Here is an 11,329-nt window from a genome sequence, read left to right on the forward strand (position 1 = left end):
CTATTATCTGTAGAATAGTATTATTATGAATTTCGTTACTATATTTCTAATTCAGATAACAATTACAATATTATTTTCGATAATTGCGGCAATTTATGATGTTAAGGATAATATTGTTCCTGATGTGTTGACATATGGTTTGTTATTTTTTGGATTATTTTCAAATTTGGTTTTATCATTAGTTTCAAATAATCTTAAATTCATTTTAGCTTCAATTATTTCAATGGTTATAACAAATGCCATCACGTATATGTTGTGGAAATTAAATATGTGGGGTGGTGGTGATGTAAAACTGTTTACTGCAATTGCAACAGTAATACCATCAGGTCTTAATATTAACTTTTTGAACATTTATCCGGAATTGTCAATCTATCCATTTTCATTTAGTGTTGTAATTAATAGTGTCCTGGTGTCATTTCCATTTTTAGTAATCTTTGTAACTCATCTGCTTTTTAAAAAGAGGATATTTGACAATAACGTTGATTTTTTAGTCAATCTTTTAAATATTGAGAGTTTAAAGTTCATTAAAAATGCAACTTTAAATAAATTAATCTCTATTAAAGATTTAAAGGAAGGAATGATAGTCAATGATTATTATTTTAATAATGAATATATTATTGAACTATTAAATGAAATAGATGGTAATTTGGTTATTTATAGGGCAAAAAACAATAAATATTTCAAGTATTACTTTAAATCTCAAAGTGCTGGTGGAATAACAAGAAAGGAAATGTGGCAACTTAAGATTATGAATGCTCAGAATATAATTTCTGATAATATATCTATAAAAGTTGCATTCCCATTTACTCCAGCAATACTATTTGGGTTGATGATTGCTATTTTTTATGGAGATGTGATGATGTTATTTACTAAAAATTTATTTTTGGTGATATAGATGATTGGAGATAATAATGGACAGGTTTCACTAGAGTACTTGTTGATATTTGCCATATCAATAGCTATTTTAATTGTTTTTACATTGCCATTAACCGAGCAAGCGATTGAAGATACCCTAGATGTTTCCACTTCACTTGATGTTAAAAACGATTTGTCAAAGATAACTCAAGCAATTGAAAAGGTATATGGTGAAGGGCAAGGATCAAAACAAACAGTTAATATAATAACCTCAAAAAAGGTTAAAATTTATTTAACGGATAATCATATGTCTTGCAGGTTAAAGCTTAAAAGTGGTTCATATAAAACAATAGATGATTATTATGAGTCAAATCTGGGAGAATATTCAATTACTCTAAACAAGGGTGAAAACGTTTTGATTGTGGAGTGGCCAGAAAATAGCGAAAATATGCTAATCTATCAATAAATTCATACAAAATTATTTTAAGTATTATACTTTAAATATAAGTATATAATACTTTAATGGCGAGTGAATTTATGGATATTATAATTTCAATTATTTACATCATTTTATTTATTATAATGATGATTTTTGTCTTTTCAATTGGAATGTTAAAACAATATATGCCTAAAAAAGAAGTCCTTTTAGTTTTAGGTGTTGCTTTTCTAATCGGCTGTATTGGAGGAGCATTCTTTTTAGAACCGGTTTATCAGGATTTGCCAGAGGTTTTAAGTCTTGTTGAGAAAAACATGCCAAATAATGAAGAGACTTTATATTTAGACGTGTCTTCTTCAGTTGATATAAATGAATTAATACGTACTTGTGAAGCAACTGAAGGTTTCAAATCATTTAAGGAAACATCAATCTCGATTCCAATGTGGAAGTTTGATGATACTGAAAAGTCATATTTCGAATTTGTTGTAGGCAATATTGATTCTGGTTATAAAAGTTATAATGTAACTGATTCTACAATAGAAATAGAGCTTAAAGATAATTATTCTGCAACATCTGCTTTAAAATCATTTTCTGATTGGTATAAATTAGTTTATGGTGGTTCAATATCTTATGCTCAAGTCCATTCCGAATTAGTTGTTGATTCATCTCAATTAGATACTTTTGAAGATATTCTACTTCAAAGAGGTATTGTTGCATCAGATATGGAAGGGCCTGTACAAGAAAGAATTAATCAAACAAATTCATCAATGTTGTCTGATATTGAGTTTACTCTAGCATGTGGTGGTGTTGGTGTTATTGTTGCCATATTGGGAATATACATTGAATCTGTTGTTCCAGCGTATAGAAGATTTAAAAAATCAATGAATGAAAAACGCAAACGGTAATACAATGAATGTTGCAGTTTTGTTTTCTGGAGGTAAAGACAGTACTATGGCATTGTATCATGCCTTAAATGAGAAAGAAGATGTAAAATATCTTCTTTCAATGAAATCCAGAAATGATGAATCATACATGTTTCATGTTCCTAATATTCACATTACTGATCTGCTCTCACAGGCACTTGATATTCCTTTAATTTCTGTTGAAACTGATGGTGTTAAGGAAGAGGAACTCAAGGATTTAAAAAGAGCCTTTGAAAATCTTAAAAGTTTAGGTGTTGAGGCCATATATACAGGTGCACTTTACTCAGTTTATCAAAAGTCAAGAATCGAGAAATTGGGTTCGGAAATTGGCTTAAAAATCATTTCTCCCTATTGGCATGTTGATGAACTGAAGTATATGCGGGAAATTGTAGCTCTTGGATTTAAAATTGTGATTAGTGGCGTTGCTGCTTGGGGCCTTGATGAGTCATGGCTTGGCAGAATCATTGATGATGAAGCTATTGATGAGCTTGTCAAACTTAATGAAAAGTACAAGATTAATATTGCTTTTGAAGGTGGTGAAGCTGAAACATTGGCTATTGACGGACCTATTTTTAAAAAGAAAATTAAAATTTTAAAAGATAAAAAGGAATGGCATCTTGATAGTGGTGTTTACATTATTGAAGATGCTATTTTAGAAGAAAAATGACTTATAATCCGATTTCTTCTAAATATTCATCAATTTCTTGATAACAACTTTCCAAGTCACTTTCGTTGATAATCATTTTGTCGGATAGTGAAATTACATTGCCGATGCCGAATCCTAATTCATTTAGGTCTCTTGTTCTAAATCCTTCGTAGTCTTGTGAGTCATCTTCTCTTTGTCTTATTTGCAATCTTTTGAAACGTATGGTAGGATTTGCAAAAATAGATAAAATGATAAAGTCTTTAAAGTTTTCTTTAAACATGTCAACTTCATGATGGCTTCTGATACCTTCGACAACGATACTATTTTCATTGCCTTCCTCAATAATTTTTTTAATTTTTTTAATTGTCAATTCTGCAACAATAAATTGGCCAAATTCTTTTCTAAGGTTTTTAGCGGTATCGCCAGTACTTTCTCCTCTTTTTTTAGCTTCTTCACGTATGATGTCACCCATACTTACAATAATTGCACCTTTTTCAACTGCCTTTTCAGAAACCAAACTTTTTCCAGAACCGGGCATACCGGATATTCCCATTATTCTCATAATATTCACTCTTTAATTTTAATCTGTTCTAGAGATTCTTTAAGATTCTCTTCATTGTCAAATTCATTAACTAATTCATATAAAACTGCTTTATCTTGGGTTTTTAAATCTTCAGCTATTTTTGTCATGAATGGAATTGCACGTACAATATTGTCAGCAATTGATATGTCTGACATTTTTGAAGTTCTTGAAAGTGGATTTAAATCAATTGTAATTATATTTTTTCCACCTTTTTTTAGGATTTCTGCTCGATCTCCATCTTCAAGAGGTATTAGTATTGTATCGGCACTGTATATTCCAGTTTTACTTGCTGTTGCTCTACTATTTTTAATGTCGTTAATGTATTCAATTTCATCATCTAATGTTCCCAGGATATTTTTGTAACCGTGATCTTTGTATAATTGGGTAATAATCTTTACTCTTTCATCGGTTCTATAAAACAAGTTAATCTCAATTTTAGCATTGACGACTTTTGCAAAATCAATTATTTCATCGATTGCAAGGGCTGTTGCATTACCGTTAACTGAAATAACAGGATTGTTTGATAAAAGTATGGCTGCAACTGCAACATACATTGCTCTTTTTGCAGGATAAGTTGTTTTTTCTCCAATTAAGTAATCAAAAGCTTCGCCTCTTCCATGAGCTATCAATGCAGAATCTGCAAGATAACCTTTTTCAGCAGCTTTAACCATTTTATCTCTTAAAAGTAAAGATTCATAACGTGGGTGTGATTTAGGTATCATATTTTCATCTCTTTATTTTAAATCAATATTCATTTGAGCTAAATATCCTAAAAATGTTGTAATTGATAATATTATGATTATCATGGAAATAACGTGTACTGTAAAGTTATCAACAATTAATGCCGGGTGATTTGGAATAATAAAAAAGGTATAATCTAATATGAAGTCGATTATTATAAAGATAATTCCGGCCATAATACCTTCCATTACTTCATTTGAGTTAATTTCTCTAATGTACAATATTCCGAAAAAGCCGGTAACTATTATAATTGTTATAGGTACTACAATATTTACATTTGGAAGATTGTCTGTAAAAATAGGATTTAGAAGGGATGTAAGAATATATGTTATAAGCCAGATTAATATCCCAAATATAATTGCTCTTTTGAGTTTCATAGTTAAACCTTAAAAAATACTTAATAATATCTATGATTTAGAATTAATAAATACTTTTCTAAAGTATAATTCTTTAAAAGTATTTTTTTAAAAAAAGATTTTGGGATGGTTAGGTAGGAAATTTGGAAATTTACTACCTAACAACTTGTTTTTACAAGTTTTTAGAGAAATGAATTTTAAAATTTGGCTGTTTAATCTATCTCTCTGGCTACATTGTAGCCAATTATATTATATGGTATTACTCCATATATAAAGTTTATGTATATTTTATATTTTATCAAGTATACTTTATAAAAAAATTATATATTATTTGAGCAACATAATTAAATTGAATGACATATGATTATGAATTTGAGGATTATTTGAGAAAAGCATTATCCAATTCAATTAGTTCTTCTAACCCATCTGAAAATGCAAAACAGAAGGCAAGAAGACACTCTAGTTCATATTTTGAAGATTTAAAACAAAGACTTTTAGCAAAATATGAAGATAAATCTCTAAATGATGTTATGAATTGTAAAATATGCTCAAATTCTTATGGTGAAGTATTAAAAATAACCAAAAAAGAAAAAGTTAATTTTAACATAAAAGACAATGATTTTAAAAATCAGATGAATAATAATCTTAAATTATTGCCTAAAATTGGTGTTAAAACAGAAATTAACCTTAAAAATAAAGGTTATGATACAATTGAATCTCTAAAAAATCATGATAAATATTCAAATGATGCATCAAGATTCATTGATAACATCGATGAAATGTCATTTCAAGAAATTGTGAATATATTGGATGGAAACAAATACTCAAAAAAATGCAGGGATAATTTACTTAAATGCATTAGTTTAACAGATCCTGAAAACTTTAAATTTATGGATATAGAGACAAAAGGATTATCCAATGTTCCAATAATATTGATTGGTGTGGCTGAAATAAAAGGTGATGATATTATCGCATCACAATATTTCCTTAGGGATTATGCAGAGGAGCCAAATATCATTGAAGCTTACCTTAGTCATTTAGATGAAGATTCTGTTCATGTCACATTCAACGGCAAAAGCTTTGATGTTCCATTTATTAAAAACAGATGCAGATATAATAGAATTGATGGGAATTTGGATTTGCCCCATCTGGATTTGATGTATTTTGCAAAAAACTTATGGAAAGATACACTTCCAAACTGCCAACTTCAAACAATTGAAAAAGAGATATTTGGAATAGAACGTGAAGAAGACGTTCCTGGTCAATATATTCCAGGTTACTATGATACTTACTTATCACAAAATAATATTGGGCCTGTTGTTCCAATAATAGAACACAATGCTTAGGATATTATTTCACTTGCAAGCTTTCTAAACAAAATGTATGAGGATGTAAATTAAAATGGGTTTATTTGATAGATTTAAAAGTAATGATAAAAAAGAAAAGAAAAATGTAATTCCAGATGAAATAGAAATCGATGAAGAACAATTACTTTTAAAAAAAATTGCTACAACAGATAAGGATAGATATAAAAGAGCAGAAGCAGCTGATAAAATAACTAATCAGTTTGTAGCATTAGACATGTCAAAAACTGTAAAAGATAGAGCTATTAGACTAATTGCAATTAATAAAGTCAAAGATGAAAACTTGCTTTTAGATGCAGCGGAAAACTCACAATTCTTTGATGTTAGAAGTTTTGCATGGGAAAGATTGGGTGAAAATAATAAATCCATTGCAGAAATTGTGATAAATACCAAAAAAAATCCTCAGGTAGATGAAATTTATAATAAAATTGTTGATGAAGAAACTCTTAAGTGGATTGCAATTGAAGCCAATGATAAAAGGTACAGAAATGAGTCAGTAGAAAAAATTAACTCTGAAGAGGTATTAACAGACTTAGTTTTCAATTCAGAAGATAAATCCATTAGGAAAACTGCTATCTTAAAAGATTCCTTTACAAATGAAGAAACTCTTAAGAAAATAGCTATTGAAGATAAAGATGAAGATGTTAAAAAAGCAGCAATTAATAAAATTAAAAATGAAGATTATTTGGCTGAAATTGCGAAAGTTGAAGATAATGCAAAGGTCAGATCTCTAATTTTTGATAAAATTCAAAGTCCTGAAATCTTAGAAACTATTGTTTTAAATTCAGATAAATCAGATGTTCGTCTTGATTTGGTAAATAAAATTGAAGATGAACAATTACTATCGAAGATTGCTTTAAATGATGAAGATAAGATTGTAAGAAGTGAAGCGGCTAAAAAAATCACAGATGAGAAGGTGTTGATTGAAATCTTGTCTACAGAAAAGGACAGATTTGTCCGCCAAGTTGCTGTTAAGAATTTAACTAATCCTCAAGAGTTGATAAAAATAGCTTTAAATGATGATGATCAGTTTGTAAGAAATCATGCAATATCAAACCCGGCTATTGTTGATGAAAGTGATTTTACTTATATTGCTATTAATTCAGAATATGAAAATATTGCAAATGAAGCTTTAAACCATATTACTGAAGAGAAAAACTATATTGAAATTTTAAAGAATGCTAAATTGCCGGAGATTAGTAAGGCTACTTTGGATAATATCACAGATTTGGAAACATTAATTAGGATTGTTCTTGCAAATGAAGATGAAGAATTTTCACTTAAGGCATTAAATAAAATTAAAGTTGAAAAATGCCTAATGAAAATCTATGAGCAAGGAATTTCTGAAAAAATATCTGTAAGAGCAGTTTCTCTTATAAGAGATCAGAATTATTTAGTCAATGTGGCTAAAAATGAACCTCAATGGAGAGTTCGTGAAGCTGCAGTTAAAAAAATAATAAGTAAAAAAGTTTTAAAAGAAATTTCTCTTAAAGATGAAAATGAATATGTTAGGAATGTAGCAAAGAAGAGGTTAAAGTTATAGGTAAAATTCCGGCTCCTTTCTTTGACTATTTGCACTTTCAAAATCTACTTTTTTAGTTTCAAAAGCATCTCCTGTAAACATACGTGCATCTTCTGGACAAATGCTGATGCATGCAGTACATCTGGAACACAAATCCAAGTCTGTGTCAATAGGATCATCGTCTGGAATAGCTTTTTCAGGACAAATTGAAACACAGTCATAACAAAATGCGCAAAGTGTCTCGTCGCAACTTATTTCAAATGGTAATTGTTTGTAGTCAACATATGGTCTATTTCCAGGGATTTCAGATTTTAAACTTTCATTTGATTCGATTTTTTCTTTTGTTTTTTTGCTAAATTCATTGATTTTTTCAATGTCTGATTCATCAGGCCTTCCAACTGCAACGCCACTGAATATTGAATGATGACTTACTGTTGAGGCAGCTGCTACGACATTGAAGTTGTTTTCTTTAAGTAAATCCACTAATTCAAGTAATGCATCAGTCACATGTGCATTTCCATAGTTTACAACTGCAATTGCAGGGGTATTGTTTCCTTTAATTTTAGCCAATCTGTCTCTTGCACTTTTTGGAAGTCTTCCCGCAAAAACAGGCATTCCAACAATTGCAATATCCTCGCTGGAAAGTTCTTTTGATGAGTTAAAATTCAATAGGTCATATGTTTCTTTGTTGTCATCAAAATTACTGGCAATTTGGTCAACAACTTTTTTAGTGGTATTTGATGGACTGAAATATATTTTTGTTACATTTAACATACTCTCACCTATTTTAATATTGTTTTTATATTCACTTAAAAATATCGAATATTTATTTTCAATTTTTTTAGGAATTATTGTAATCTTGTTTAATATTTATTTCATTTATTTTTTAAATCTAAACTAATTCCTTCAATAATATTTATATAATATTTTTTGTTCAATTTTTGGAAAGGTTTAAATATGTATTTATGCAAAATATGTATGTAGGAAGGTATCTTCCGACCTATAAGAAGAGGTGTAAAAAGTGAGTAATAAAAAAACTGCAATGGTAGGAACTCCATGTCAAATATTAGCAGCTACAAAAATCAATAGGTATGAAGAACAGACTGGTGGATCTCCTATTGATGTAAAAATAGGATTATTTTGTATGGAAAACTTTTCATATTCCTATCTTAAGAAATATTTAAAACAGCAAGGTATTGAATTGTATGAAGTAAAAGAATTCAGAATTGATAAAGGTAAATTTGTAGCCTATTTGATTGACGGCAGTATTTTTTCAATTCCTATTGCAGAAACAGAACCATTTACTCGTAAAAATTGTCACATTTGTACAGATTATACTTCTGATGTATCTGATATTTCAGTAGGTTCAGTAGGTTCTCCTAAAGGATATTCTACTGTAATTGTCAGGTCAAGAAAAGGTCAAGAGATTATTGAAGATGCAATAAATAAAGGTTATATTACAACTGACATCATGCCTTCAAAAGGCTTGAATTTATTAGAAAGAATTGCTAATCAAAAAATCTCAAGAAATACTAAAAGATACCAAAAAAGAGATGCGGTTGCAAGACCAGTATTATCAAAAAGATCAGTTACAGAAGAGGAATTCATTGCAGAATCCAGTCTCTGCCAGTTTGAAAACCTTCAAAATGATGTAATTAGTGTTGGGTCATGTGTATTGTGTGGGGCCTGTGAGTATGTATGTCCAAAAGATGTAATCCATATAAATCACAGAAAACCAGTTATTAAAGGAGAATGTGATGAAGATTGCCACGCATGTTATTTCGCATGTCCTAGAACATTTATAAGTGATAAAATCTATCCATCAGACATCGATGAAAAACCATTGGGAAACTATCTTGAAATCTATTCTGTAAAGGCGGATTCAATAATCGGTCAGGATGGTGGTGTAGTTTCAGCAATTCTAGTATATTTACTTGAAAACAATATTGTTGATGAGGTATCTATTGTTGGTCAAGACAAAGATGCACCTTGGAGGCCAGAATCAAAACTCACTTCTTCTGTTCAAGATGTCATTATGGCAGCTGGAACTAAATACAGTACCACACCAATCGCTTTTAAATCTTTAAACAAATAGGAGTTTTCACTCCTTAAACTTTTTTTACAATTCCAATAATTTTTAATATTATTAAATTTATAAAAATTAATTGGTGATACGATGGAATTAATGAAAGAGCTATCTTTAGCACCAGGTGTATCTGGCTCTGAAGAAGAAATAGCTAAAATTATTACACGTGAATTAGAAAATGTTGCTGACAAAATAGAAAAAGACAGTATGGGAAACTTGATTGCAACCAAAAAAGGTGAAAAAAAGGCTCCTACTGTAATGCTTGCAGCACACATGGATGAAATAGGTTTAATGGTAAGATACATTGATGATAACGGTTTTATTAAATTCTCAAATATTGGTGGAATTAATGATCAAATGTTAATGAACCAAACTGTTACTGTGCATTCATCAGTAGGTGAGCCTATTGTTGGTGTAATCGGTTCAAAACCGCCACATGTTACAAAACCAGAAGAAAGAAACAAAGTTGTCAAAGCAGATGACATGTTTATTGACATTGGTGCAAAAGACAAAGAAGATGCAGAAAAAATGGTCAGAATTGGAGACAAAATGACATTTAATGCATTGTTCGAAGAATATCCAAATAATTTAATTATGGGTAAAGCTTTAGACAACCGTGTTGGTTGTTATGTAATGATGGAAGTTTTAAAAAGAGTTAACACAAGAGCAACCGTTTATGGTGTAGGTACAGTTCAAGAAGAAGTAGGCCTTAAAGGAGCTAAAACTTCTGCATTTAAATTAAATCCTGATTTGGCTATTGCTCTTGATGTAACATTATCCGGTGACCATCCTGGAATTAAACCTGAAGAAGCACCTGTAGTAATGGGTAAAGGTCCAGCTATAATCTTAGCAGATGCAAGCGGAAGAGGTATTTTAACTCAGGAATCCGTAAAAGACATGCTTATTAAAGCTGGAGATGAAAAGGAAATTCCATATCAATTAGAAGTTAGTGATGGTGGAACAACTGACGGAACAGCAATTCACTTAACTCGTGAAGGAATTCCAACAGGAGTATTGTCCGTTCCTACTCGTTATATACACACTCCAGTAAGTGTATGTAGTATGGATGATATTGAATCAACAATTCAATTGATAACTGAAGCTATAAATAACTTATAGCTTTCTAATTCTCTTTTTTTTTAAAAAATAGTTAGATAGATTATTTGAATCTATCGTCTGATTTTTGTGATTTGGCTTTTTGGTGTTTGGTTTCAAACCAACCTATTTTTAACTCATCGATTGTATCTTCATACAATTGGGGAACATATGGTTTAATGTCTAACAGAGGAGTTTCGTTTAAAACATCAATGTTTTCAACGTGAACAGTATTTCCTTCAACATTATTTACTTTAACAACACTCATTCCAATTCTATTTGGTCTTTTTGGAGATCTTGTTGCAAATACTCCATGTGTATCATTATCCATAAAAGGTTTTACTTCAAGCATGTAACCTTCTACTTTGTGAAGTAAATAGATTATATGGATATGTGAAAAACCGTCAAGGTCTTTAAGCCCATCAACATATTTATCTTTAATTACAAGAGTTCCTTGAACTCCTTTTGCACCGGTGGGTTGAATTGGCATCCCTTCAATTTCTGAAAATTCAGTATGAATTGTACCAATTGATTCTAATTCGACTTTCATATTTATTTTTATGAATTATTTGTCTAATATAAGTTACTGGTCTTTTAATTTCACATCGTATTATTTTATGAATTTCGATTAAATTTAAAATTAAGTATTATTTGATTTTAAAATTAATTATATAAGTTTAAAAATTTAATATTTTTATTTTAAATAAATTTAATTAGTATTT

General features: G+C 29.7%; 13 protein-coding genes. 8 read left to right on the plus strand and 5 right to left on the minus strand.

Annotated features, from left to right (window positions below; all coding sequences use genetic code 11):
• Nucleotides 1-25 precede the first annotated feature (25 nt).
• The 4 genes from ACKI32_RS08980 (at nt 26) to ACKI32_RS08995 (ending at nt 2,881) form a co-directional block, all read left to right on the plus strand.
• Nucleotides 26-895 (plus strand): prepilin peptidase, encoded by an 870-nt coding sequence (locus tag ACKI32_RS08980; protein WP_407415608.1) that lies wholly within the window; start codon nt 26-28, stop codon nt 893-895.
• The gene (locus tag ACKI32_RS08985; RefSeq protein ID WP_407415610.1) at nt 896-1,321 is read left to right on the plus strand and encodes a class III signal peptide-containing protein; all 426 of its coding nucleotides are present in this window, start codon (nt 896-898) and stop codon (nt 1,319-1,321) included. It begins immediately after the preceding gene.
• A gap of 71 nt (nt 1,322-1,392) precedes the next feature.
• The gene (locus ACKI32_RS08990; protein WP_407415612.1) at nt 1,393-2,196 is read left to right on the plus strand and encodes a hypothetical protein; all 804 of its coding nucleotides are present in this window, start codon (nt 1,393-1,395) and stop codon (nt 2,194-2,196) included.
• Between the two features lie 4 nt (nt 2,197-2,200).
• Nucleotides 2,201-2,881 carry a TIGR00289 family protein gene (locus tag ACKI32_RS08995; protein ID WP_407415636.1) on the plus strand — a complete coding sequence of 227 codons (681 nt, stop codon included), beginning with the start codon at nt 2,201-2,203 and terminating at the stop codon, nt 2,879-2,881.
• A gap of 1 nt (nt 2,882) precedes the next feature.
• Here the strand turns inward: ACKI32_RS08995 and ACKI32_RS09000 are convergent, their stop codons facing one another.
• Genes ACKI32_RS09000 through ACKI32_RS09010 form a run of 3 tightly spaced genes read right to left on the minus strand, consistent with a single transcriptional unit; the run spans nt 2,883 to nt 4,561 of the window.
• Complete coding sequence (locus ACKI32_RS09000) at nt 2,883-3,422, minus strand: nucleoside monophosphate kinase (protein WP_407415614.1); 540 nt, start codon at nt 3,420-3,422, stop codon at nt 2,883-2,885.
• A gap of 5 nt (nt 3,423-3,427) precedes the next feature.
• Nucleotides 3,428-4,165: a phosphopantothenate/pantothenate synthetase gene (locus ACKI32_RS09005; RefSeq protein WP_407415616.1), complete on the minus strand. Its 738-nt coding sequence runs from the start codon at nt 4,163-4,165 to the stop codon at nt 3,428-3,430.
• A 12-nt stretch (nt 4,166-4,177) separates the two neighbouring features.
• A complete protein-coding gene (locus ACKI32_RS09010) occupies nt 4,178-4,561 on the minus strand; it encodes a hypothetical protein (protein WP_407415618.1) in 384 nt (127 codons plus the stop codon).
• Between the two features lie 332 nt (nt 4,562-4,893).
• Between ACKI32_RS09010 and ACKI32_RS09015 the strand changes: the two genes are divergently transcribed.
• Both ACKI32_RS09015 and ACKI32_RS09020 read left to right on the plus strand, forming a co-directional pair.
• On the plus strand, nt 4,894-5,886 hold the full coding sequence (locus ACKI32_RS09015; RefSeq protein ID WP_407415620.1) for a ribonuclease H-like domain-containing protein: 993 nt from the start codon (nt 4,894-4,896) through the stop codon (nt 5,884-5,886).
• Nucleotides 5,887-5,941: 55 nt separating this feature from the next.
• Nucleotides 5,942-7,447, plus strand: coding sequence for a HEAT repeat domain-containing protein (locus ACKI32_RS09020; protein ID WP_407415622.1), 1,506 nt, complete (start codon nt 5,942-5,944; stop codon nt 7,445-7,447).
• On the opposite strand, the gene ACKI32_RS09025 is transcribed toward ACKI32_RS09020, so the two are convergent.
• Nucleotides 7,442-8,200 carry a ferredoxin gene (locus ACKI32_RS09025; RefSeq protein ID WP_407415624.1) on the minus strand — a complete coding sequence of 253 codons (759 nt, stop codon included), beginning with the start codon at nt 8,198-8,200 and terminating at the stop codon, nt 7,442-7,444. The two genes, ACKI32_RS09020 and ACKI32_RS09025, sit on opposite strands and share 6 nt — an antisense overlap.
• 247 nt (nt 8,201-8,447) lie before the next feature.
• Between ACKI32_RS09025 and ACKI32_RS09030 the strand changes: the two genes are divergently transcribed.
• Together ACKI32_RS09030 and ACKI32_RS09035 are read left to right on the plus strand one after the other, a co-directional pair.
• Entirely contained in the window at nt 8,448-9,521 is a 1,074-nt protein-coding gene (locus tag ACKI32_RS09030; protein WP_407415626.1) for a Coenzyme F420 hydrogenase/dehydrogenase, beta subunit C-terminal domain, read from the plus strand.
• An 81-nt stretch (nt 9,522-9,602) separates the two neighbouring features.
• A complete protein-coding gene (locus ACKI32_RS09035) occupies nt 9,603-10,631 on the plus strand; it encodes a M42 family metallopeptidase (protein WP_407415628.1) in 1,029 nt (342 codons plus the stop codon).
• Nucleotides 10,632-10,671: 40 nt separating this feature from the next.
• Here the strand turns inward: ACKI32_RS09035 and tsaA are convergent, their stop codons facing one another.
• The gene (gene tsaA, locus ACKI32_RS09040; protein WP_407415630.1) at nt 10,672-11,157 is read right to left on the minus strand and encodes a tRNA (N6-threonylcarbamoyladenosine(37)-N6)-methyltransferase TrmO; all 486 of its coding nucleotides are present in this window, start codon (nt 11,155-11,157) and stop codon (nt 10,672-10,674) included.
• Nucleotides 11,158-11,329: the final 172 nt, after the last annotated feature.

Source organism: Methanobrevibacter sp. (assembly GCF_045611865.1).
Classification (GTDB): Archaea; Methanobacteriota; Methanobacteria; order Methanobacteriales; family Methanobacteriaceae; genus Methanocatella.